Genomic DNA, 25818 nt, shown 5'->3' with positions numbered 1-25818 from the left:
ATTTTAATCAAAATAAAGCAAGTCTTTGCTGGTGCTTGTAAAGAGGTCAAAGCCATCCTTGGTAACAACACCGCAGTCTTCGATACGGACACCGACTTTACCAGGGATATAGATACCTGGTTCAACAGAGAAGCACATGCCTTCTTCGATGATCATGTCGTTTCCTTCCATGATAGATGGGAATTCGTGGACATCCATACCGATACCGTGACCAAGACGGTGGTTGAAGTACTCGCCGTAACCAGCTTTTTCGATGACCTCACGGGCAGCGCGGTCCACTTCATGGGCAGTCACACCTGGTTTGATAAAGTCAAGAGCAGCTTGTTGAGCTTCAAGAGTCAAGTTATAAATGTCTTTCTTGAATTGGTCTGGTTTACCAACAGCGACTGTACGAGTCATATCTGAAGCATAGCCGTTGACCAGAACACCGAGGTCAAAGAGGAGAAGAGCATTATTTTCAACCTTGTTTGCTGCTGGGATACCGTGTGGATTTGCAGCATTATTACCAGTCAAGACCATAGTATCAAAGCTCATTTCATAGCCTTCACGCTTCATAGCAAAGTCGATTTGGGCGATGATATCTGTCTCCGTCTTATCAAGAGAAATATTGTCAAAACCAACCTTAACTGCCTTGTCCGCATAGAGACCTGCAACCATCATTTTTTGCACTTCGTCAGCTGATTTGATGAGGCGCATGCGTTGGATGCGAGGAGTGAGGTTTTCAAACTCGGCTGTTTCAAAAACTGATTTCAAGCCATGGTATTTAGTCAAGATGAGATTGTCAAACTCAACAGCTACACGTTTGAAGTCAAGTTGTGGAAGAGCATCTTTCATTTTTTTCCATGGATTTTCAGAATCCACATAGCCCACAACTGGGAAGGAAACAGTGCTGCTTGCACGCTCAACCTCAAGGGCTGGGACAAAGAGGAGGGATTCCTGATCAGCTAGGACAAAGAGGAACATTTGGCGTTCGTGGGGATCACTGTAAAAGCCAGTGAGGTAATTGATTGTGACGGGGTCAGATACGACAGCGACGTCTAGTTTTTCTGATTCAAGATATGTTACGATTTGTTGTAATTTAGACATATGCTACCTTCTTTCTACCCCTCTATTTTGGCAAAAAAAGAGAGAAAATGCAAGGGAGAAGGGTAAAAGAACAGACAAAAAGAACTCCGACAAGATAACGGAGTTCTTTGATATAGTTTCATTTTGTTTAAGAAAAGTCAGCCTTGCTTTTGACGTCGCTGTATTCTTCAGCGATTTCTTGGCTGAGAATGTCCTCATAAGCAGGGAGTTGAATGTCCTGACCATATTTCTTCTTGAGGGCGGTAGTGACTAGGCGATAAGCCAGATTGGCATTACGAGAGAGAATAGGTCCGTGGAAGTAAGAACCAAAGACATTCTTATAATGAACCCCTTCACCGACCTTTTCTTCGTTGTTTCCATTTCCATAGACCACCTGTCCCAGCGGTTTTTGGTCATCTGAGAGGAAGGTTCGGCCCTGATGATTTTCAAATCCATAGTAGGTTTCATTGAAATCTTCATTATGAATCTTGATATCACCGATAAAGCGGTTATTGGTCTGGTTGAGGGTGTAGTGGCCCATGACTCCTAACCCTTCTATGCGTTTGCCTGAAGCTTCAACATAATATTGACCCAATAGTTGGAAACCACCACAGATAGCCAGAACCACCCCGTCGTTTTGGATGTAGTTGTCAATGCTCTCTTTTTTAGCAGGTAGGTCGTCTGCAATGATACTCTGTTCAAAGTCTTGACCACCTCCGAAAAAGGCAATGTCGTAGTGATTTTCATCGAAATCATCATGAAGTGAAACGATGTCAACCGTCACATGGGCCCCTAGTTTTTCAGCCACGTACTTGAGCATGAGGATGTTTCCATTGTCCCCGTATGTATTCATGAGGTTTCCGTAGAGGTGAGCGATGTTGAGCTGATAAGGGTAATTGCCATCTTTTGAGGAAAGTGAAGTATAAACCATTAGTTCATCTCCTTTCTAACAATCTGACGACTAGCCAGCAGTTCGCGGAATTCCAGCATAGCAGTATAGGTAGCCAGAATATAGGCATGCTTGCAGTCTTGGTTTTCAATTGTCTTAAGAACTTGTTCCAGATTGCTTGTTTCAGTGATTTTCTCAGCTGGATAACCTGTCACTCGGAGACGACGTGCAATTTCAGAATGGCGAACACCGCCAGCGTTGATTTCAGGAATGTCCATGTCAGTGATTTGTTCAAAATCCGCATCCCAGATCCAGCTGGTATCAATTCCGTCTGCATAGTTAGCGTTAAGGAGGACAGATAGACTAAATGGATAAGGTGCTAGTTTGATCATTTCGATAGCTTGGGTCGCACCGACTGGATTTTTAATCAAGACGAGGGTACATTCCTTATCACCAATTTGAAAGGTTTCTTGGCGTCCAAAGACAGCACGGCTCTTATCAAATCCCTGCTTGATTAGTTCCGAATCTGCGCCGAGGAAACGGGCGATGGCAACTGCAGCTAGGGCGTTGTAGATATTATAGAGCCCGCCGATTTGGATACCGTATTCTTGACCGTCAATGACAAAGCGAGAGCGATTGTTGGCCAACTCGACCAAGTCTGTCAAGCGATAGTCGAGATCAGGACGTTTACATCCACAGTCTTCACAGATATAAGCACCCAAGTTTGCATAGGTATTATGCTCATATTTGAGGATTCCTTGGCAGTCAGGACAGAGAATCCCTTCGGTATTATAGTGAGCCAGCTGGGCTGGACCTTTCTCCAAGTCAAAACCAAAATACTCTACAGGATTTGGAATAGCTGGCTTGTAGAAAAGTGGACTGTCTCCATTAAGGAGGACAGTAGCTGTAGGCACCTTACGAATGGCATCCAAAATCATCTTGTAAGTTGTGTAAATCTCACCATAGCGGTCCATCTGGTCACGGAAGATATTCGTGATGACAAAAAGGCTTGGCTGGATATAGTCACAGATACGAGATAGACTGGCTTCGTCGATTTCTAGGACGGCAATATTTTTCCCAGTTTTAGAAGACTTGGCTGTTAAGAAGGTTGTCGCAATCCCTGTAATCATGTTGGCACCACTTGGGTTGGTCAGAACTTGACCATAAACTTCTTTTAAAATGCCGACAGTGAGGGCAGTTGTTAAGGTTTTTCCGTTGGTTCCAGTGACCACGACAATCTCGTAGTTCTTAGCTAGGTTTTGTAAAATATCTTTATCAAATTGAAGGGCGAGTTTTCCTGGGAGCGTACTTCCACGGCCAAGACGACTTAAAACGAAGTGGGAAGAACGCCCAGCAAGAAGGCCCAAAGTAGTTTTTAATTTCATGTTTCTATTATATCATAAAAGAGGGAAAAGACGGATTTGAGGTTCCGCAGAAGTAAAAACAGCCCACAGAGGGCTGTTCGTTAAGATGAGATTTTAACTTATACTCAATGAAAATCAAAGAACAAACTAGGAAGCTAGCCGCAAGCTGTACTTGAGTACGGTAAGGCGACGCTGACGTGGTTTGAAGAGATTTTCGAAGAGTATTAAATCGCAAACAAGTCATTCAAGTTTTCAGCCAAGGTTGGGTGAGTGAAGATTTGTTTTGTGAAGTAAGTGTAAGGAATCTTGTTGTCCATAGCAACAGTGATGATGTTGATGATTTCTTGAGAACCTTCTGAGAAGATGCTTGCTCCAAGAATTTCTTTTGTTTCAGTATTAACAACAGCTTTGAAAGCTCCGCGAAGGTCTCCGTTTACGTGGCCACGAGGCATTGCTGCAACAGGGATTTCCTTAACAGCGTATGGAAGTTTCAAATCAGCTGCTTGGCTTTCAGTCAAACCAACTTGTGAAAGTGCAGGTGTGATAAACATGGTGTTTGGTACATTGAGACGGTCTTCAAGTGTGTAGCTGCCATCTCCAGCAAGGTAGCTGTAAACAACACGGAAGTCATCAAGTGAAATGTAAGTAAATTGAAGTCCACCGTTGACATCTCCAACTGCAAAGACACCAGGAACGTTTGTTTGACAATGTTTGTCCACTTTAATAGCACCACGTTCAGTTAGTTCAATATCTGTATTTTCAAGTTGAAGTGGTTCTACATTTGGTTTGCGTCCAGTTGCGTAGAGAAGGGCATCGAAACGGTAAGTTTCGTTTTCAGTTACGACAAGCACTTGGTCACCGTCGTTTTTAATTTCAGTAGTACGGATGTTTTGAAGCAATTCAATGCCATCTTCTTCCATGTATTGTTTAGCAAGAGCAGCGATTGAAGGTTCTGCACGAGGAAGGAAAGTATCCAAGGCATCTAGAACCGTAACCTTGCTTCCAAGTTTGTTGTAAAGACCAGCAAATTCAAGACCGATATTTCCGCCACCAAGGACTCCAAGGTTTTCAGGCAATTTGTCCAAGTTTTGGATACCTGTTGAGTCAAAGACATTCTTGCTTGTAGCAAGTCCTGGAATTGGCAAGACGTTTGAAACAGCACCAGTGTTGATGACGATTGTTTCAGCAGTCAGTTCTTTCTTTTCATCACCAGCTTGGATTTCGATGACTTTATTTGAAAGGAAGTGAGCTTCCGCATCAAAGATATCTACGCCTGTACCAGCAACAGTCGCATAGTTTTTACCGTTGAGGCGACCAGTGATCGTGTTTTTGGTAGTAATCACTTCTTCAAAAGACAAGTCCTTCTCAGCAGCAACTAGCAAAGTCTTAGTTGGGATACAACCGATGTTGATACAAGTTCCACCGTACATAGCTTTGCTACGTTCAACGAGGGCAACTTTTTTCCCAGCTGAAGCTAATTTACCAGCTAGTGTTTTACCAGCTTTACCAAATCCGATAACGATTAAATCATAAGTTAACATTTAGAGTTCCTCCTATTCGATTTTCATTCTAGCACAAGAAAAAAACTTTTGCACAATTCTGCTACGCTTTAAAAAAGATTATGAAATAGTGGAAATTTCAGCCTTATTTTCTCAGAAAAATCGTTTACATGACATTATCGATGGATTGGGCTATCTTTTGTTCTGGTCTTGTGTTATACTAGATAGGTTGCAAAGAAAACAGTACTTTTCTTTTGTGGAAAAGAAGCAACACGATTTTGTATCCAGTATATGAAAATACGTCATAAAAAGAAAAGTATAAACTAAGCCCTATAGGGTGGCTTCGCACCACCTTTAGAAAGAAGAATAACGTGAAATTTAATGAATTAAACTTGTCTGCTGATTTGCTAGCAGAGATTGAAAAAGCTGGATTTGTAGAAGCCAGCCCTATCCAAGAACAAACTATTCCCTTGGCTCTTGAAGGTAAGGACGTTATCGGTCAAGCTCAGACTGGTACAGGAAAAACTGCAGCCTTTGGCTTGCCAACCCTTGAAAAAATCCGTACAGAAGAAGCGACTATCCAAGCCTTGGTTATCGCTCCAACTCGTGAACTTGCTGTCCAAAGTCAAGAAGAACTTTTCCGCTTTGGTCGCAGTAAGGGTGTAAAAGTTCGCTCAGTTTATGGAGGCTCTAGTATTGAAAAACAAATCAAGGCCCTTAAATCAGGTGCTCATATTGTTGTAGGAACACCAGGACGTCTATTAGACTTAATCAAACGCAAGGCCTTGAAATTACAAGATATTGAAACTTTGATTCTTGATGAGGCTGACGAAATGCTCAATATGGGCTTCCTCGAAGATATTGAAGCGATCATCTCCCGTGTCCCTGAAAGCCGTCAAACCTTACTTTTCTCAGCAACTATGCCTGAAGCCATCAAACGTATCGGTGTTCAGTTCATGAAAGAACCGGAGCATGTCAAGATTGCTGCTAAAGAATTAACAACAGAATTGGTTGACCAATACTATATTCGAATTAAGGAACAAGAAAAATTTGATACCATGACTCGTCTCATGGATGTGGAACAACCAGAACTTGCTATCGTATTTGGTCGTACAAAACGCCGTGTAGATGAATTGACTCGTGGTCTTAAAATCCGAGGCTTCCGCGCAGAAGGAATTCATGGCGACCTAGACCAAAACAAACGTCTTCGTGTTCTTCGTGACTTTAAAAATGGAAATCTTGATGTTTTGGTTGCGACAGACGTTGCAGCGCGTGGCTTGGATATTTCAGGTGTGACTCATGTCTATAACTACGATATTCCACAAGATCCGGAAAGTTATGTTCACCGTATCGGTCGTACAGGTCGTGCTGGTAAGTCAGGTCAATCGATTACCTTCGTATCACCAAATGAAATGGGCTACCTCCAAATCATTGAGAACTTGACTAAGAAACGCATGAAAGGTCTCAAACCTGCAAGTGCAGAAGAAGCCTTCCAAGCTAAAAAACACGTAGCTCTCAAGAAAATTGAACGTGATTTTGCAGATGAGACTATCCGTGCCAACTTTGAGAAATTCGGCAAGGATGCTCGTAAGTTAGCTGCTGAATTTACTCCAGAAGAATTGGCGATGTATATCTTGAGTTTGACTGTTCAAGATCCAGATAGTCTTCCTGAAGTGGAGATTGCACGTGAAAAACCACTTCCATTTAAACCATCAGGTAATGGCTTCGGTGGTAAAGCTAAGGGAAGTCGTGGAAGCCGTCGTGGGGACGACCGTCGAGACCGTGATCGCCGTGGCAATGGTTGTCGTGATGATTTTAAAAAAGGAAGTCGTAGCAACGATCGTTTTGATAAGGAAAAACGTTACCGTAAGGATAATAAAAAACCACGCAATACTTCAAGCGAAAAGAAAACAGGATTTGTGATTCGTAACAAGGGTGATAAATAAGAAAAAGCGGTTCAATATGAATCGCTTTTTTATATAAGGAGACCGAATGTAAAAGAAAGATAAATAAAATAGATATATTATCTTCTTGTAATATTATAATACACAAAAAGAGGGAGCTTGTCAATAGAAAAGAAGCAATTTAATTAAAAATATTCTTGTTTTTTCAAATTGCAATTAAATAAGCAATTTTCAGATAATAATTGAAAATTCAAGCTGTTTATGTTATAATGATAGCGATTATATTCGAGGTGAAAAATGGCACATTTATTAGAAAAAACTAGAAAAATTACGTCTATCCTGAAGCGCTCAGAGGAGCAGTTGCAGGAAGAACTTCCCTACAATGCGATTACCCGTCAATTGGCAGACATTATTGACTGTAACGCCTGCATCGTCAATAGCAAGGGACGTCTCCTTGGCTATTTTATGCGTTACAAAACCAATACAGATCGTGTAGAGCAATTCTTCCAAACTAAGATTTTCCCGGATGAGTACATTCAAGGTGCGAACATGATTTACGATACAGAAGCCAATCTGACAGTTGATCATGATTTGAGTATTTTCCCTGTGGAGAGTCGTGCAGACTTTCCAGATGGTTTGACGACTATTGCACCGATTCATGTATCAGGGATTCGCCTTGGTTCTTTGATTATTTGGCGCAATGATAAAAAATTCGAAGACGAGGATTTGATTCTTGTTGAGATTGCGAGTACCGTTGTTGGAATTCAACTCCTTAACTTCCAGCGTGAAGAAGATGAGAAAAATATCCGTCGCCGTACTGCTGTTACCATGGCAGTTAACACCCTTTCTTATTCAGAACTCCGCGCTGTTTCAGCAATTTTAGGGGAATTAAATGGAAATGAAGGGCAATTGACTGCGTCTGTGATTGCAGACCGTATCGGAATCACCCGCTCTGTGATTGTCAATGCTCTTCGTAAACTTGAGTCTGCAGGGATTATTGAAAGTCGCTCACTTGGAATGAAGGGAACCTATCTTAAGGTCTTGATTTCAGATATTTTTGAAGAAGTGAAGAAAAGAGATTACTAATGACTAAGGCTTTAATTTCGATTGATTATACAGAAGATTTTGTTGCTGATAGTGGAAAATTGACAGCAGGCGCTCCAGCTCAGGCAATTTCGGAAGCTATTAGCAAGGTGACTCGATTAGCTTTTGAACGAGGAGACTACATCTTCTTTACCATTGATGCTCATGAAGAAAACGATTGTTTCCATCCAGAAAGCAAGCTGTTTCCTCCCCACAATTTGATTGGAACTAGCGGACGGAATTTATACGGAGATTTGGGGACCTTTTATCAAGAGCATGGTTCAGACAGTCGTGTCTTTTGGATGGATAAACGCCATTACTCTGCTTTTTCAGGGACTGACCTGGATATCCGTTTGAGAGAGCGTCGAATTTCTACAGTTATCTTAACAGGAGTCTTGACGGATATCTGTGTCCTGCATACAGCTATAGATGCCTATAATCTAGGATATGACATCGAGATTGTTAAACCAGCTGTTGCTTCCATCTGGCCTGAAAATCATCAATTTGCCCTAGGTCATTTCAAAAATACACTTGGAGCTAAGTTAGTAGATGAAAATCTAAATGAAATTTCAGAGTAATTTGGTTGATGAAATGAAAAAAATTGAAAAAAAGTGTTGACAAGCATCCTAAAAGTTGATATACTAGTAAAGTAATCGACGCGGGGATGGCGGAATTGGCAGACGCGCAGGACTAAGGATCCTGTGACCGCTTTAGGTCGTGAGGGTTCAAGTCCCTCTCTCCGCATAGGATAAGAGTTAGCTTAAGCTAGCTCTTTTTTTATCTAATTCAAGTAGAGCAAAAAATTTTTGCTCTTTTTTTGTATTTCATAAACATTTCATATTTGAATTTTATAATAGTCTTACAAATATGGAGGTGACAAATGAATCCAATCCAAAGAGCTTGGGCTTATGTCAGCAGAAAACGACTGAGAAGTTTTATTTTATTTCTGATTTTATTGGTCCTATTGGCTGGAATTTCAGCCTGTTTGACTCTGATGAAGTCCAACAAAACAGTGGAAACCAATCTTTACAAATCACTCAACACATCTTTTTCTATTAAAAAGATAGAAAATGGTCAGACATTCAAGTTGTCAGACCTAGCATCTGTAAGCAAGATTAAGGGACTGGAAAATGTTTCTCCTGAGCTCGAGACGGTCGCAAAACTAAAAGACAAGGAAGCAGTGAGTGGCGAGCAGAGCGTAGAACGTGATGATTTGTCCGCTGCGGATAAGAATTTGGTTAGCTTAACGGCTCTTGAGGATTCATCCAAGGATGTGACCTTTACTAGCTCGGCTTTCAACCTAAAAGAAGGGCGACACCTTCAAAAAGGGGATGCAAAGAAAATCATCATCCACGAAGAGTTGGCTAAGAAGAATGGTCTTTCGCTTCATGACAAGATTCGCTTGGATGCTGGACAGTCAGAAGCTGGCAAAGGGCAAACAGTAGAGTTTGAGATTGTTGGCATCTTTTCTGGTAAAAAACAAGAGAAATTTACAGGCTTGTCTTCTGACTTCAGTGAAAATCAAGTCTTTACAGACTATGAAAGTAGCCAAAGCCTTTTGGGAAATAGTGAACCGCAAGTCAGTGCAGCGCGCTTCTATGTAGAAAATCCCAAGGAAATGGACGGACTCATGAAGCAGGTGGAAAACTTGGCCTTGGAAAATCAAGGTTACCAAGTTGAGAAGGAAAACAAGGCCTTTGAACAAATCAAAGACTCAGTTGCAACCTTCCAAACCTTTCTGACCATTTTCCTTTATGGGATGTTGATAGCTGGAGCAGGGGCCTTAATTCTGGTCTTATCTCTCTGGTTGAGGGAAAGAATCTACGAAGTGGGAATCCTTCTGGCACTTGGAAAAGGTAAGAGCTCGATCTTCCTACAATTCTGTTTAGAGGTAGTTTTGGTATCTCTTGGTGCTTTGCTTCCAGCATTTGTTGCAGGAAACGCAATCACATCTTACCTACTTCAAACTCTACTAGCAAGTGGAGATCAGGCAAGCTTACAAAATACACTAGCCAAAACAAGTGGTCTATCAAGTAGTTTATTATCTTTTGCAGAGTCCTATGTCTTTCTGTTGTTGATTAGTTGCTTGTCAGTAGCCCTTTGTTTCCTATTCTTATTTAGAAAATCACCGAAAGAAATTTTATCATCTATTAGTTAAGAAGGAGAAATCATGACTTTATTACAATTACAAGATGTTACCTACCGTTATAAGAATACTGCTGAAGCAGTCCTATATCAGATCAATTATAATTTTGAACCCGGGAAATTTTACAGTATTATTGGTGAGTCAGGAGCAGGAAAATCCACACTCTTGTCCCTACTTGCTGGTCTAGATAGTCCTGTTGAAGGTTCTATCCTTTTTCAAGGAGAGGATATTCGTAAGAAGGGCTATTCTTACCATCGCATGCACCATATTTCCCTGGTCTTTCAAAATTATAACTTGATAGATTATCTTTCTCCACTGGAAAATATCCGCTTGGTCAACAAAAAGGCAAGCAAGGATACACTGCTTGAGCTTGGTTTGGATGAAAGTCAGATCAAGCGGAATGTTCTCCAGTTATCAGGTGGTCAACAGCAACGTGTTGCTATTGCTCGTAGTTTGGTATCAGAAGCTCCAGTTATTCTAGCGGATGAGCCAACGGGAAATCTGGACCCTAAAACTGCTGGAGATATTGTCGAACTGCTCAAATCACTTGCCCAGAAAACAGGTAAATGTGTCATCGTAGTAACTCACAGCAAAGAAGTGGCACAAGCGTCAGATATTACACTTGAGTTGAAGGATAAGAAACTGACTGAAACTCGCAATACTACGAAATAATACGAGCTTTTTCTGTTCGAACTATAAAATAGAATAACATCTAGAAAGGGAACCTATGTTACACAACGCATTTGCCTATGTTACAAGGAAGTTTTTCAAATCGATTGTCATCTTCCTGATTATTCTCCTCATGGCGAGCTTGAGTTTGGTTGGCTTGTCAATCAAGGGAGCTACTGCCAAGGCTTCTCAGGAGACCTTTAAAAATATCACCAATAGCTTCTCCATGCAAATCAATCGTCGCGTCAATCAAGGAACGCCACGTGGTGCTGGGAATATTAAAGGTGAAGATATCAAAAAAATCACCGAAAACAAGGCTATTGAGTCTTACGTGAAACGCATCAACGCTATTGGAGATTTGACTGGCTATGAACTTATCGAAACTCCAGAAACCAAGAAAAATCTGACACCTGACCGTGCCAAACATTTTGGAAGTAGCTTGATGATTACAGGTGTCAATGACTCCTCTAAAGAAGACAAGTTTGTCTCTGGTTCTTATAAATTGGTTGAAGGAGAGCACTTAACAAACGACGACAAGGACAAGATCCTCCTGCACAAGGACTTGGCAGCCAAACATGGCTGGAAAGTCGGGGATAAGGTTAAACTAGACTCCAATATCTACGATGCAGACAATGAAAAAGGAGCCAAGGAAACAGTCGAAGTGACAATCAAGGGACTCTTTGATGGTCATAATAAGTCAGCAGTAACCTACTCACAAGAACTCTATGAAAATACAGCTATCACAGACATTCACACTGCTGCAAAGCTTTATGGATACACAGAGGACACAGCTATTTATGGGGACGCAACCTTCTTTGTAACAGCGGACAAGAACTTGGATGATGTTATGAAAGAGTTGAATGGCATCAGTGGTATCAATTGGAAGAGCTATACTTTAGTTAAGAGCTCCTCTAACTACCCAGCTCTTGAGCAATCCATCTCTGGTATGTACAAGATGGCTAACCTCCTCTTCTGGGGCAGCTTGAGCTTCTCGGTCCTTCTCCTTGCCCTCTTGCTCAGCCTTTGGATCAATGCCCGTCGCAAGGAAGTGGGTATTCTCCTCTCTATCGGTCTCAAGCAGGCAAGTATCTTGGGTCAATTCATCACTGAATCCATCTTGATTGCCATCCCTGCTCTTGTTTCTGCTTACTTCTTAGCTACTTACACAGCGCGTGCAATCGGAAATACTGTTCTTGCCAATGTCACTTCAGGCATTGCCAAGGAAGCTGGCAAGGCTGCTCAAGCCTCTAACCTTGGTGGTGGTGCAGAAGTAGATGGCTTTAGCAAGACCTTGTCGAGCCTAGATATTTCTATTCAGACATCAGATTTTATCATCGTCTTTGTCCTTGCCTTGGTTCTAGTGGTTCTCGTTATGGCGCTTGCTTCAAGCAATCTCCTAAGAAAACAACCAAAAGAGCTTCTGCTGGATAGCGAATAACAAACTTGCTACCTATTCTCCCCTAAATGGGGTATAATATAGGTAGCATTTTTATCTATTTTATCTTGATAAGGCCTCTTTCTTTCAGGATGAACTTGAGATGATTTACAAGAAATTTAAAGGAATATGAAACGTTTTTTCTATGAAAATTTTAATTGTAGAAGATGAAGAGATGATCCGTGAGGGGATCAGTGATTATTTGACAGATTGTGGCTATGAAACCATTGAGGCTGCAGATGGGCAAGAAGCCTTAGAAAAATTTTCCAGCTATGAAGTAGCCTTGGTTTTACTAGATATCCAGATGCCCAAGCTCAATGGTCTAGAAGTTCTAGCTGAGATTCGCAAAACCAGCCAAGTCCCTGTATTGATGTTGACAGCTTTTCAGGATGAGGAATACAAGATGAGTGCTTTTGCCTCTCTGGCAGATGGCTATCTGGAAAAACCTTTCTCCCTCTCCCTCTTAAAAGTGAGGGTGGACGCGATTTTCAAGCGATACTACGATACAGGACGAATCTTCTCTTATAAGGATGCCAAGGTGGACTTTGAAAGCTACAGTGCAAGCCTAGCAGGTGAGGAAGTAGCTGTTAATGCCAAAGAGTTAGAAATCCTTGACTACTTGGTAAAAAATGAAGGACGGGCCTTGACTCGTTCTCAGATTATCGATGCCGTCTGGAAGGCGACAGATGAGGTTCCCTTTGATCGTGTTATTGATGTTTATATCAAGGAACTGCGGAAAAAGTTAGACTTGGACTGCATCGTCACTGTGCGCAATGTTGGTTATAAATTGGAGCGAAAATGAAACGAACAGGTTTATTTACAAAGATATTTATATACACCTTCTCGATTTTTAGTGTTCTAGTTATTTGCCTTCATTTAGCCATTTATTTTCTCTTTCCCTCGACTTATCTTAGCCATCGTCAGGAAACTATTGGTCAGAAAGCAACAGCCATTGCCCAGTCCCTAGAAGGTAAGGATAGGCAGAGCATCGAGCAAGTCTTAGACTTGTATTCCCAGACCAGTGAGATCAAGGGGACAGTAAAGGGAGAGATGACTGAGGACAAGTTAGAAGTCAAGGACAGTCTTCCTCTGGATACAGACCGTCAGACAACCTCTCTTTTTATCGAGGAGCGCGAGGTGACAACGCAAGACGGTGGTACCATGACCCTCCAGTTTTTAGCGTCCATGGATTTGCAAAAGGAAGCAGAGCAGATCAGTCTCCAGTTTCTTCCCTATACCTTGCTGGCATCCTTTCTGATTTCACTTTTGGTGGCTTACATCTATGCTCGGACCATTGTTGCCCCGATTTTGGAAATCAAGCGGGTGACCCGACGGATGATGGAACTGGATGCTCAAGTGCGATTGCGAGTGGATTCTAGAGATGAGATTGGTGATCTCAAGGAACAAATCAATAGCCTTTACCAGCATCTTTTGACTGTTATTGCGGACTTGCATGACAAGAATGAAGCTATTCTACAGCTGGAAAAGATGAAGGTCGAATTCCTACGAGGGGCTTCTCATGAATTGAAAACACCTCTGGCTAGTTTGAAAATCCTGATCGAAAACATGAAAGAAAATATCGGCCGCTATAAGGATAGAGACCACTATCTGGGAGTTGCCCTGGGGATTGTGGATGAGCTCAATCACCATGTTCTCCAGATACTTTCCCTCTCTTCTGTGCAGGAATTACGAGATGATAGGGAAACAATTGATTTACTCCAGATGACGCAAATTCTAGTTAAGGATTATGCCTTGCTAGCCAAGGAGAGAGAACTTCAGATTGACAATAGTTTGAACCACCAGCAGGCTTATCTAAATCCATCTGTCATGAAGTTAATCCTGTCTAATCTCATCAGCAATGCTATCAAGCATTCTGTTCCAGGTGGCTTGGTTCGCATTGGCGAAAGAGAAGGGGAACTTTTTATCGAGAATAGCTGTAGTCTTGAAGAACAAGAAAAACTGGCCCAGTCTTTTTCTGACAATGCTAGTCGCAAGGCTAAGGGTTCTGGGATGGGACTCTTTGTGGTCAAGAGTCTATTAGAACATGAAAAATTACCCTATCATTTCGATATGCAGGAGAATCGTTTAACCTTCTATATAGCTTTTCCAAAAGTTGCCCAAGACTAGTCAGAGAAAGGGTTTACATAGATGAAGCTAGAAGAAATTCAATCGAAACTGCGGGAAAAACTAGATTTTTTTGTCAAAAAGTGATAAAATGAACAATGTAAATGGGATGACCCATAAAAATATACAGGAGGCCTGATAAAATGGCAATCGTTTCAGCAGAAAAATTTGTCCAAGCAGCTCGTGACAACGGTTATGCAGTTGGTGGATTTAACACAAACAACCTTGAGTGGACTCAAGCTATCTTGCGCGCAGCAGAAGCTAAAAAAGCTCCAGTTTTGATCCAAACTTCAATGGGGGCTGCTAAGTACATGGGTGGTTACAAAGTTGCTCGCAACTTGATCGCTAACCTTGTTGAATCAATGGGTATCACTGTACCAGTAGCTATCCACCTTGACCACGGTCACTACGAAGATGCACTTGAGTGTATCCGAGTTGGTTATACTTCAGTTATGTTTGACGGTTCACACCTTCCAGTTGAAGAAAACCTTGATAAAGCTCGTAAAGTTGTAGAATTTGCTCATGCAAATGGTGTATCAGTGGAAGCTGAAGTTGGTACTATCGGTGGTGAAGAAGACGGAATCATCGGTGATGGTGAATTGGCTCCAATCGAAGACGCTAAAGCAATGGTTGAAACTGGTATCGACTTCTTGGCAGCTGGTATCGGTAACATCCACGGTCCTTACCCAGCAAACTGGAAAGGTCTTCACCTTGATCACTTGCAAAAATTGACTGAAGCTGTTCCAGGATTCCCAATCGTATTGCACGGTGGATCAGGTATTCCTGATGAGCAAATCCAAGCAGCTATCAAACTTGGTGTTGCGAAAGTTAACGTTAACACTGAATGCCAAATCGCATTCGCTAACGCAACTCGTAAATTTGCTCGTGACTACGAAGCAAACGAAGCAGAATACGACAAGAAAAAACTCTTCGACCCACGTAAATTCTTGGCTGACGGTGTAAAAGCTATCCAAGCATCAGTTGAAGAACGTATCGACGTATTCGGTTCAGAAGGTAAAGCTTAATCTAGCTGAATAATACAGATGAAACCTACCCATTGGGCAGGTTTTTTGGTGTTGTAAGGAAACGATGAAACCAGAATTTTTGATTTAAAAGTATTATTTTAGGAGAGAAATTTCTAATTTCATAATCTACAGGCAAACGCTTGCATTCCGTTTTTTATTGGACTATAATAGGTTGGTATAAAGCCTTCTGTAATAATATTGAGAAGGTGTAGAAAGTAAGGGTTTAGAATATTTGTAGTCAAAAATACAATGTTGCAATTCCTTGCTATAGGGAGAGATTTATGGCAATGATAGAAGTGGAACATCTTCAGAAAAATTTTGTGAAGACAGTTAAGGAACCAGGCTTGAAAGGGGCTTTGCGCTCCTTTATTCATCCTGAAAAGCAGACCTTTGAAGCAGTCAAGGATTTGACCTTTGAGGTACCTAAGGGGCAGATTTTAGGCTTCATTGGGGCAAATGGTGCTGGAAAGTCAACCACCATTAAAATGCTGACTGGGATTTTAAAGCCGACATCTGGTTTTTGTCGGATTAACGGCAAGATTCCTCAGGATAATCGCCAAGACTATGTCAAAGATATTGGAGTTGTTTTTGGACAACGCACCCAGCTATGGTGGGATTTGGCTCTACAAGAGACCTACACGGTCTTGAAAGAGATTTACGATGTGCCAGATTCGCTCTTCCATAAGCGCATGGATTTTTTGAATGAAGTCTTGGATTTGAAGGAATTTATCAAGGATCCCGTGAGAACTCTTTCGCTGGGACAAAGGATGCGGGCGGATATTGCAGCTTCCTTGCTTCACAATCCTAAAGTTCTCTTTTTAGATGAACCGACCATTGGTTTGGACGTTTCGGTCAAGGACAATATTCGTCGGGCTATCACCCAAATCAATCAAGAGGAAGAAACAACCATTCTCTTGACCACTCATGACCTGAGCGATATTGAGCAACTCTGTGATCGGATCTTTATGATTGATAAGGGGCAGGAGATTTTTGATGGAACGGTGAGCCAACTCAAGGAAACCTTTGGCAAGATGAAGACGCTCTCCTTTGAACTGCTACCAGGTCAAAGTCATCTCGCTTCTTACTATGAAGGCCTGCCTGATATGGCCATTGATAGACAAGGGAATAGTCTCAACATTGAATTCGATAGTTCTCGCTACCAGTCAGCTGACATTATCAAGCAAACCCTGTCTGATTTTGAGATCCGCGATTTGAAAATGGTGGATACAGATATCGAGGATATTATCCGCCGCTTCTATCGAAAGGAGCTCTAAGATGGTCAAATTGTGGAGACGTTATAAACCCTTTATTAATGCAGGGATTCAGGAGTTGATTACCTATCGAGTCAACTTTATTCTCTATCGGATTGGCGATGTCATGGGGGCTTTTGTGGCCTTTTATCTCTGGAAGGCTGTCTTTGATTCCTCACAAGAGTCTTTGATTCAGGGATTTAGTATGGCAGATATCACCCTCTACATCATTATGAGTTTTGTGACCAATCTTTTGACCAGGTCAGATTCGTCCTTTATGATTGGGGAGGAGGTCAAGGATGGTTCCATTATCATGCGCTTGTTGAGACCGGTGCATTTTGCAGCCTCTTATCTTTTTACCGAGCTTGGGTCTAAGTGGTTGATTTTTATCAGCGTTGGCCTTCCATTTTTAAGTGTCATTGTTTTGATGAAAATCTTATCTGGGCAAGAGATGGTAGAAGTGCTGGGATTAACTGTCCTTTATCTTTTTAGCTTAACGCTGGCCTATCTGATTAACTTTTTCTTTAATATCTGCTTTGGATTTTCTGCCTTTGTGTTTAAAAATCTTTGGGGTTCCAATCTACTCAAGACTTCCATAGTGGCTTTTATGTCTGGAAGTTTGATTCCCTTGGCTTTCTTTCCAAAGGTTGTTTCAGATATTCTGTCCTTCCTGCCTTTTTCATCCTTGATTTACACTCCGGTCATGATTATTGTTGGGAAATACGATGCCAGTCAGATGATTCAGGCGCTCGCTTTGCAGTTTTTCTGGCTCTTAGTGATGGTGGGCTTGTCTCAGTTGATTTGGAAACGAGTCCAGTCATTTATCACCATTCAAGGAGGGTAGTATGAAAAAATATCAACGCATGCATCTGATTTTTATCAGACAATACATCAAGCAAATCATGGAATACAAGGTGGATTTTGTAGTTGGTGTCCTGGGAGTTTTTCTGACACAAGGCTTGAACCTCTTGTTTCTCAATGTCATCTTTCAACATATTCCATCCCTAGAAGGTTGGACTTTTCAAGAAATTGCCTTTATCTATGGTTTTTCTTTGATTCCCAAGGGACTTGACCATCTCTTTTTTGATAATCTCTGGGCATTGGGACAACGCTTGGTGAGAAAGGGAGAGTTTGACAAGTATCTGACTCGTCCTATCAATCCTCTCTTTCACATCTTAGTTGAGACCTTTCAAATTGATGCTTTGGGGGAACTTTTGGTTGGTGGTATTTTACTAGCAGCAACAGTGACTAGCATTGCTTGGACTCTTCCAAAATTCCTGCTTTTCCTAGCATGCATTCCTTTTGCGACCTTGATTTATACTTCCTTGAAAATCGCGACAGCCAGTATCGCTTTTTGGACCAAGCAGTCAGGCGCCATGATTTACATTTTCTATATGTTTAATGATTTTGCTAAGTACCCGATTTCGATTTACAATTCGCTCCTTCAATGGTTGATTAGCTTTATCGTGCCATTTGCCTTTACGGCCTATTATCCTGCTAGCTATTTCTTGCAGGACAAGGATGTAATCTTTAACATCGGAGGTTTGATGTTGATTTCCCTTGTTTTCTTTGTCATTTCCCTTAAACTCTGGGATAGGGGCTTGGATGCCTACGAAAGTGCGGGTTCTTAAGTTGAAGAAACTCAAAGCCTTGTCTTCGGACAGGCTTTTTCTAATAGAGATGAAAATTTCTTGACATCTATTCTCAGAGTGCTATACTGTAAGTGTAATCACCGATTTAGCCTATACTCTTCGAAAATCTCTTCAAACCACGTCAGCTTCACCTTGTCGTACATATGTTACTGACTTCGTCAGTTCTATCTACAACCTAAAAGCAGTGCTTTTAGCAATCTGTGGCTAGCTTCCTAGTTTGCTTTTTGATTTTCATTGAGTATTAGTTGCTAGAGCAAGGCACTCGTAAAGCCTAGGTCACAGGTGAACATATGGCTGAAGATTTGAAAAAAATTAGATAAGTATATAATAACCGTTAAGCCTAGTTCTTATCGGTTATTTACTTTGTTTAATAGTATTGTTATTGCATCAATTATGTCTGTCTTTGTGATTCTGGTAGTGCTTCAACTGGGTTGCTACTATTTTTTATGGTGTGAATGTGCTGATAATGTATCTCAGTTAAGTACGAAACTTTTGCATCTTTTTTAACACGCATTAAAAATAAAATTAATAGGTATTAATTTTTCTTGACTTAAAATTTTTTAATTGATATACTATTTTTCAGAGAGCTAACAATTATATATAAATGTACTACTCTATTTCCTAGATAATACTTAGTAAAACTTTTTATAACAAAGGCTAGCAAAGTTAAAGTTTTCTATCTATTGGAAGTTAAATAAATATGTAAGGAATTAAAATGAAAAAAAGTACAGTATTGTCATTAACCACAGCTGCAGTTATTTTAGCAGCATATGTCCCTAATGAGGTAGTCTTAGCAGATACATCTAGTTCTGAAGATGCTTTAAGTATCTCTGATAAAGAAAAAGTAGTAGATAAACAAAAAGAAAACAAAGAAAAACATGAAGATATTCATAATGCTATAGAAACTTCAAAGGATACTGAAGAGAAGAAAACAACAGCTATTGAGGAAAAAGAAGTTGTTAGTAAAGAATCTGTGATAGACAATAAAACTAACAATGAAAAAGCAACAATCAAAAAAGAAGATTCCAATCAATACAAAGGAGATAATGCAGACTCGTCTGCAAGTAAAGACACAGAAAATCCCAAAAAAGAAGATAGACTTGTCTATATTGCTGAATTTAAAGATAAAGAATCTGGAGAAAAAGCAATCAAGGAACTATCAAATCTTAAGAATACAAAAGTTTTATATACTTATGATAGAATTTTTAACGGTAGTGCTATTGAAACAACCAAAGATACTCTGGACAAAATTAAACTAATAGAAGGTATTTCATCGGTTGAAAGGTCACAAAAAGTCCAACCTATGATGAATCATGCTAGAAAAGAAATTGGAGTTGAAGAGGCAATCGATTACCTAAAATCTATCAATGCACCATTTGGGAAAAACTTTGATGGTCGGGGTATGGTTATTTCAAACATCGATACGGGGACAGATTATAGGCATAAGGCTATGAGAATCGATGATGATGCCAAAGACTCAATGAGATTTAAAAAAGAAGACTTAAAGGGTACTGATAAAAATTTCTGGTTGAGTGATAAAATTCCTCATGCTTTCAATTATTATAATGGTGGTAAAATTACTGTAGAAAAAGCTGATGATGGAAGCGATTATTTTGATCCACATGGGATGCATATTGCTGGGATTCTTGCAGGAAATGATACTGAAAAAGATATCAAAAACTTTAACGGCATAGATGGAATTGCTCCTAATGCACAGATCTTCTCTTATAAAATGTACTCTGACGCAGGGTCTGGCTTCGCAGGAGATGAAACAATGTTTCATGCTATTGAAGATTCAATCAAACACAATGTTGATGTTGTTTCGGTATCATCTGGCTTTACAGGAACGGGCCTTGTAGGTGAGAAATATTGGCAAGCTATTAGAGCGTTAAGAAAAGCAGGCATTCCAATGGTCGTAGCTACAGGTAACTATGCAACTTCTGCTTCAAGTTCTTCATGGGATTTAGTGGCAAATAATAATCTGAAAATGACCGACACTGGAAATGTAACACGAACTGCAGCACATGAAGATGCGATAGCAGTTGCTTCTGCTAAAAATCAAACAGTTGAGTTTGACAAAGTTAAGATTGGAGGAGAAAGTTTTAAATATAGAAATATAGGGGCCTTTTTCGATAAGAATAAAATCATAACAAACGAAGATGGTTCAAAAGCTCCTGATAAATTGAAATTTGTATATATAGGAAAAGGCCAAGACAAAGATTTGATAGGATTGGATCTTAAGGGCAAAATTGCAGTAATGGATCGAATTTATACCAAGGATTTAAAAGATGCTTTTAAACGAGCAACGGATAAGGGTGCACGCGCCATTATGGTTGTAAATACTGTAAATTACTACAATAGAGATAATTGGACAGAGCTCCCAGCTATGGGATATGAGGAGGATGAAGGAACTACTAGTCAAGTTTTCTCAATTTCAGGAGATGATGGTGTAAAGTTATGGAACATGATTAACCCTGATAAAAAAACTAAAGTCAAAAGAAATAATAAAGAAGATTTTAAAGATAAATTGGAGCAATACTATCCAATTGATATGGCAAGCTATAATTCTAATAAACCGAATGTAGGTGATGAAAAAGAAATTGACTTTAAGTTTGCATCTGACACAGACAAAGAACTGTATAAAGAAGATATCATAGTCCCAGCAGGGTCCACATCTTGGGGACCGAGAACAGATTTACTTTTAAAACCTGATGTTTCAGCACCTGGTAAAAATATTAAATCCACTCTCAATGTCATTAATGGGAAATCAACTTATGGCTATATGTCAGGAACTAGTATGGCAACTCCAATCGTAGCAGCTTCTACTGTCTTGATTAGACCAAAGTTAAAGGAAATGCTTGAAAGACCTGTATTGAAAAATCTTAAGGGAGATGACAAAATAGATCTTACAAGTCTTACAAAAATAGCCCTACAAAATACTGCACGTCCTATGATGGATGCAACGTCTTGGAAAGAAAAAAGTCAATACTTTGCATCACCTAGACAACAGGGGGCAGGGCTAATTAATGTTGCCAATGCATTGAGAAATGAAGTTGTAGCGACTTTCAAAAACACAGATTCTAAAGGTTTAGTAAACTCTTATGGTTCTATTTCTCTTAAAGAAATAAAAGGAGATAAAAAATATTTTACAATTAAGCTTCACAATACATCAAACAGACCTTTGACCTTTAAAGTTTCAGCATCAACCGTAACTACAGATGCTCTAACTGACAGACTCAAACTGGATGAAACATATAAAGATGAAAAATCTCCAGATGGGAAGCAAATTGTTCCAGAAATTCACCCAGAAAAAGTCAAAGGAGCAAATATCACATTTGAGCATGACACTTTCACTATAGGACCAAATTCTAGCTTTGATTTAAATGCGGTTATAAATGTTGGAGAGGCTAAAAACAAAAATAAATTTGTAGAATCATTTATTCATTTTGAGTCAGTGGAAGAAATGGAAGCTCTGAACTCCAATGGGAAGAAAACAAATTTCCAACCTTCTTTATCGATGCCTCTAATGGGATTTGCTGGGAATTGGAACCACGAACCAATCCTTGATAAATGGGCCTGGGAAGAAGGGTCAAAATCAAAAACAATGGAAGGTTATGATGATGATGGTAAACCGAAAATTCCAGGAACCTTAAATAAGGGAATTGGTGGAGAACATGGTATAGATAAATTTAATCCAGCAGGAGTTATACAAAATAGAAAAGATAAAAATACAACATCCCTAGATCAAAATCCAGAATTATTTGCTTTCAATAACGAAGGGATCAACGCACCATCATCAAGTGGTTCTAAGATTGCTAAAATTTATCCTTTAGATTCAAATGGAAATCCTCAAGATGCTCAACTTGAGAGAGGATTAACACCTTCTCCACTTGTATTAAGAAGTGCAGAAGAAGGAATGATTTCAATAGTAAATACAAATAAAGAGGGAGAAAATCAAATCGACTTAAAAGTCATTTCGAGAGAACACTTTATTAAAGGAATTTTAAACTCTAAAAGAAATGATGCAAAGGGAATCAAATCTTCTAAACTAAAAGTTTGGGGTGACTTGAAATGGGATGGACTCATCTATAACCCTAGAGGGAAAGAAGAAAATGCACCAGAAAGCAAGGATACCAAAGATCCTGCTACTAAGATAAGAGGTCAATTTGAACCGATTGCAGAAGGTCAATATTTCTATAAATTTAAATATAGATTAACTAAAGATTATCCATGGCAGGTTTCCTATATTCCTGTAAAAATTGATAACACAGCACCTAAGATTGTTTCTGTTGATTTTTCAAATCCTGAAAAAATTAAGTTGATTACAAAGGATACTTATCATAAGGTAAAAGAGCAATACAAGAATGAAACTTTATTTGCGAGAGATCAGAAAGAACATCCTGAAAAATTTGACGAGATTGCCAACGAAGTTTGGTATGCAGGAGCCGCTCTTGTTAATGAAGATGGAGAAGTTGAGAAAAATCTTGAAGTAACTTATGCAGGTGAGGGTCAAGGAAGAAATAGGAAACTTGACAAAGATGGAAATACCATTTATGAAATTAAAGGCGCAGGAGATTTAAGAGGAAAAATCATTGAAGTCATTGCACTAGATGGCTCTAGCAATTTCACAAAGATTCATAGAATTAAATTTGCTGATCATGCTGATGAAAAGGGGATGATTTCCTATTATCTAGTAGATCCTGATCAAGATTCATCTAAATACCAAAAGCTTGGCGAGATTGCCGAATCTAAATTTAAACATTTAGAAAATAGAAAAGAGGATAGTCTTAAAAAAGATGCAACTGAAGTAGAACATCATCAAGACAATGAAGAGGCTACCGAAGAAAAATCTAGCTTTACTATCAATAAAGCCATTTCAACAATTAGAGACTTTGAAAGCAAAGACTTAAAGAAACTCATTAAAAAGAAATTTAGAGAAGTTGATGACTTTACAAGTGAAACTGGTAAGAGAATAGAGGAATACGATTATAAATACGATGATAAGGGAAATATCATTGCGTATGACGATGGTAGTGCCTTACAATATGAAACTGAAAAACTTGACGAAATCAAATCAAAAATTTATGGTGTTCTAAGCCCGTCTAAAGATGGACACTTTGAAATTCTTGGAAAGATAAGTAATGTTTCTAAAAATGCCAAGGTATATTATGGAAATAACTATAAATCTATAGAAATCAAAACGACTAAGTATGATTCCCACTCAAAAACGATGACATTTGATTTATACGCTAATATTAATGATATTGTGGATGGATTAGCTTTTGCAGGAGATATGAGATTCTTTGTTAAAGATGATGATCAGATAAAAGCTGAAACGAATATTAGAATGCCTGAAAAAAATAAGGAAACTAAAACAGAATATCCCTATGCATCAAGTTATGGGAATGTAATAGAATTAGGAGAAGGAGATCTTTCAAAAAATAAACCAACCAATTTAACGGAAATGGAAACAGGGAAGGTCTATTCTGATTCGGAAAAACAACAATATCTATTAAAGGATAACATCATTCTAAGAAAAGGCTATGCACTAAAAGTGACTACCTATAATCCTGGAAAAACGGACATGTTAGAAGGAAATGGAGTCTATAGCCAGGAAGATATAGCAAAAATACAAAAGGCCAATCCTAATCTAAGAGTTTTATCAGAAAAAATAATTTATGCTGATAGTAGAAATGTTGAAGATGGAAGAAGTACTCAATCAGTATTAATGTCGGCTTTGGACGGCTTTAACATTGTAAGGTATCAAGTGTTTACATTTAAAATGAATGATAAAGGGGAAGCAATCGATAAAGATGGAAATCTTGTGACAGATTCTTCTAAATTGGTATTATTTGGTAAGGATGGTAAAGAGTACACTGGGGAGGATAAATCCAATGTAGAAGCTATAAAAGAAGATGGCTCTACGTTATTTATTGATGCAAAACCAGTAAATCTTTCAATGGACAAGAACTACTTTAATCCATCTAAATCTAATAAAATTTATGTACGAAATCCAGAATTCTATTTAAGAGGTAAGATTTCTGATAAGGGTGGTTTCAACTGGGAGTTGAGAGTTAATGAATCAGTTGTAGATAATTATTTAATCTATGGAGATTTACACATTGATAACACTAGAGATTTTAACATTAAGCTTAATGTTAAAGACGGTGACATCATGGACTGGGGAATGAAAGACTATAAAGCAAATGGATTTCCAGATAAGGTAACAGACATGGATGGAAATGTTTATCTTCGAACTGGATATAGCGATTTGAATGCGAAAGCGGTTGGAGTACACTATCAATTTTTATATGATAATGTTAAACCAGAAGTAAAGATTGATCCTAAGGGAAATACTAGGATCGAATATGCTAATGGAAAATCTGTAGTCTTTAATATCAATGATAAAAGAAATAATGGATTCGATGGTGAGATTCAAGAACAACATATTTATGTAAATGGAAAAGAATACAAATCATTTGATGATATTAAACAAATAGCAGATAAGACACTAAACATTAAGATTCTTGTAAAAGATTTTGCAAGAAATACAACCGTAAAAGAATTCATTTTAAACAAAGATACGGGTGAGGTAAGCGAACTAAAACCTCATACAGTAACTGTGACCATTCAAAATGGAAAAGAAATGAGTTCAACGATAGTGGCGGAAGAAGATTTCATTTTACCTGTCTATAAGGGTGAATTAGAAGAAGGCTATCAATTTGATGGTTGGGAAATTGCTGGTTTCGAAGGGAAAAAAGATGCTGGTTATGTTATTAATGTGTCAAAAGATACCCTTATAAAACCTGTATTCAAGAAAATAGAGGAGAAAAAGGAGGAGGAAAATAAACCTACTTTTGATGTATCCAAAAAGAAAGACAACCCACAGGTAAATCCTAGTCAATTAAATCAAAGTCATAGAAGAGAGGACTTACAAAGAGCAAATCATTCACAAAAATCTGATTCAACTAAGGATGTTACAACTACAGTTCTTGATAAAAACTTTGAAAATAAGAAGGAAGTCTATCTTAATAAACAAGCGAACATAGCTAATAAACATACTAACATTGATAGTAAGTCGGATACTAACCATTCTGATAGGTTGCCAAAAACCGGAACAGTTAGAGCAGTTCTTACACCATTCATTGCTGGAATATTGTTTATAGTAGGAGCGCTTCTTGGATTGAAGAAAAAAGATCAAGATTAAGACAAAATCTATAGAAAAGATGTTTATGTGTTGAGATTAGATACTGTGATGGTTAAACAGTTTGCTGACAATTACTATTTAATACTTAATTCTTAAGTTTACATTGATAATTATACTCTTTTAGAATGTATTAATGGACTTCATTTAGATAACAAAAAATCTTCTTATTACAGATAAGAAGATTTTTTGAATTTTACCAATTTCACAAAATACGGTATCGAACTATATATTAAAAATTGTGCTTTTACAATTGTAGTAAAAACTCAAGATTTATTTGATGAAGTACAGACTAATTTTCTCAAATTGAATCCTAACAAGCGTGAAATAATATCTTGATTTAATCACTTTTTGGTTATTTATTTTAAGTATAGTCTATATGCAATATGATAAGTAAATACGCCTATTATAATTTTTATAAATATAAGTGAATAATACGAAAGAATAGCTACCTTTGATTATCATAGTTAGACTATAAAAATATATAAAATTCTTAAAAATTATGGTAT

17 protein-coding genes and 1 tRNA gene are annotated in these 25818 nt (G+C 38.9%); 14 read left to right on the top strand and 4 right to left on the bottom strand.

Annotation, left to right across the window (positions count from 1 at the left end; all coding sequences use genetic code 11):
* Positions 1-3: 3 nt before the first annotated feature.
* From D7D54_RS04505 to D7D54_RS04490, 4 genes are all read right to left on the bottom strand, one after another.
* Positions 4-1086, bottom strand: a complete 1083-nt coding sequence (locus D7D54_RS04505) for a M24 family metallopeptidase (RefSeq protein WP_120718910.1) — start codon at positions 1084-1086, stop codon at positions 4-6.
* 127 nt (positions 1087-1213) lie between these two features.
* On the bottom strand, positions 1214-1996 hold the full coding sequence (gene gatD, locus D7D54_RS04500; protein WP_120718909.1) for a lipid II isoglutaminyl synthase subunit GatD: 783 nt from the start codon (positions 1994-1996) through the stop codon (positions 1214-1216).
* On the bottom strand, positions 1996-3339 hold the full coding sequence (gene murT / locus D7D54_RS04495; RefSeq protein WP_120718908.1) for a lipid II isoglutaminyl synthase subunit MurT: 1344 nt from the start codon (positions 3337-3339) through the stop codon (positions 1996-1998). Before murT ends, gatD begins: the two co-directional genes overlap by 1 nt.
* A gap of 203 nt (positions 3340-3542) precedes the next feature.
* Positions 3543-4859, bottom strand: coding sequence for an FAD-containing oxidoreductase (locus D7D54_RS04490; protein WP_020902080.1), 1317 nt, complete (start codon positions 4857-4859; stop codon positions 3543-3545).
* 329 nt (positions 4860-5188) lie between these two features.
* Between D7D54_RS04490 and cshA the strand changes: the two genes are divergently transcribed.
* The 14 genes from cshA to D7D54_RS04410 all read left to right on the top strand — a co-directional run bounded on the left by cshA (position 5189) and on the right by D7D54_RS04410 (position 25312).
* Positions 5189-6763 carry a degradosome RNA helicase CshA gene (cshA, locus tag D7D54_RS04485; RefSeq protein ID WP_120718907.1) on the top strand — a complete coding sequence of 525 codons (1575 nt, stop codon included), beginning with the start codon at positions 5189-5191 and terminating at the stop codon, positions 6761-6763.
* A gap of 255 nt (positions 6764-7018) precedes the next feature.
* Entirely contained in the window at positions 7019-7807 is a 789-nt protein-coding gene (gene codY / locus D7D54_RS04475; RefSeq protein ID WP_120718906.1) for a GTP-sensing pleiotropic transcriptional regulator CodY, read from the top strand.
* Positions 7807-8382: a cysteine hydrolase family protein gene (locus D7D54_RS04470; RefSeq protein ID WP_045605990.1), complete on the top strand. Its 576-nt coding sequence runs from the start codon at positions 7807-7809 to the stop codon at positions 8380-8382. The genes codY and D7D54_RS04470 overlap by 1 nt, the downstream gene beginning before the upstream one ends.
* Positions 8383-8462: 80 nt before the next feature.
* A tRNA-Leu gene (locus D7D54_RS04465) sits at positions 8463-8548 on the top strand.
* A 136-nt stretch (positions 8549-8684) separates the two neighbouring features.
* On the top strand, positions 8685-9962 hold the full coding sequence (locus tag D7D54_RS04460; protein ID WP_120718905.1) for an ABC transporter permease: 1278 nt from the start codon (positions 8685-8687) through the stop codon (positions 9960-9962).
* Positions 9963-9974: 12 nt separating this feature from the next.
* Positions 9975-10622, top strand: coding sequence for an ABC transporter ATP-binding subunit Vex2 (gene vex2 / locus D7D54_RS04455; RefSeq protein ID WP_000173751.1), 648 nt, complete (start codon positions 9975-9977; stop codon positions 10620-10622).
* 55 nt (positions 10623-10677) lie between these two features.
* On the top strand, positions 10678-12057 hold the full coding sequence (gene vex3, locus D7D54_RS04450; protein ID WP_120718904.1) for an ABC transporter permease subunit Vex3: 1380 nt from the start codon (positions 10678-10680) through the stop codon (positions 12055-12057).
* Between the two features lie 142 nt (positions 12058-12199).
* Positions 12200-12856, top strand: coding sequence for a response regulator transcription factor VncR (vncR, locus tag D7D54_RS04445; protein ID WP_120718903.1), 657 nt, complete (start codon positions 12200-12202; stop codon positions 12854-12856).
* Complete coding sequence (vncS, locus tag D7D54_RS04440) at positions 12853-14181, top strand: sensor histidine kinase VncS (protein WP_120718902.1); 1329 nt, start codon at positions 12853-12855, stop codon at positions 14179-14181. Before vncR ends, vncS begins: the two co-directional genes overlap by 4 nt.
* Before the next feature lie 140 nt (positions 14182-14321).
* A complete protein-coding gene (locus D7D54_RS04435) occupies positions 14322-15203 on the top strand; it encodes a class II fructose-bisphosphate aldolase (protein WP_020903157.1) in 882 nt (293 codons plus the stop codon).
* Positions 15204-15484: 281 nt separating this feature from the next.
* Complete coding sequence (locus D7D54_RS04425) at positions 15485-16477, top strand: ABC transporter ATP-binding protein (protein ID WP_120718900.1); 993 nt, start codon at positions 15485-15487, stop codon at positions 16475-16477.
* Between the two features lies 1 nt (position 16478).
* Positions 16479-17297: an ABC transporter permease gene (locus D7D54_RS04420; RefSeq protein WP_120718899.1), complete on the top strand. Its 819-nt coding sequence runs from the start codon at positions 16479-16481 to the stop codon at positions 17295-17297.
* Position 17298: 1 nt separating this feature from the next.
* Positions 17299-18084, top strand: coding sequence for an ABC transporter permease (locus D7D54_RS04415; protein ID WP_120718898.1), 786 nt, complete (start codon positions 17299-17301; stop codon positions 18082-18084).
* A gap of 736 nt (positions 18085-18820) precedes the next feature.
* Positions 18821-25312 (top strand): S8 family serine peptidase, encoded by a 6492-nt coding sequence (locus tag D7D54_RS04410; RefSeq protein ID WP_120718897.1) that lies wholly within the window; start codon positions 18821-18823, stop codon positions 25310-25312.
* Positions 25313-25818: the final 506 nt, after the last annotated feature.

The sequence above is a fragment of the Streptococcus chosunensis genome (assembly GCF_003626515.1).
Classification (GTDB): Bacteria; Bacillota; Bacilli; order Lactobacillales; family Streptococcaceae; genus Streptococcus; species Streptococcus chosunensis.
This window is presented reverse-complemented; position numbering and strand designations above follow the sequence as displayed.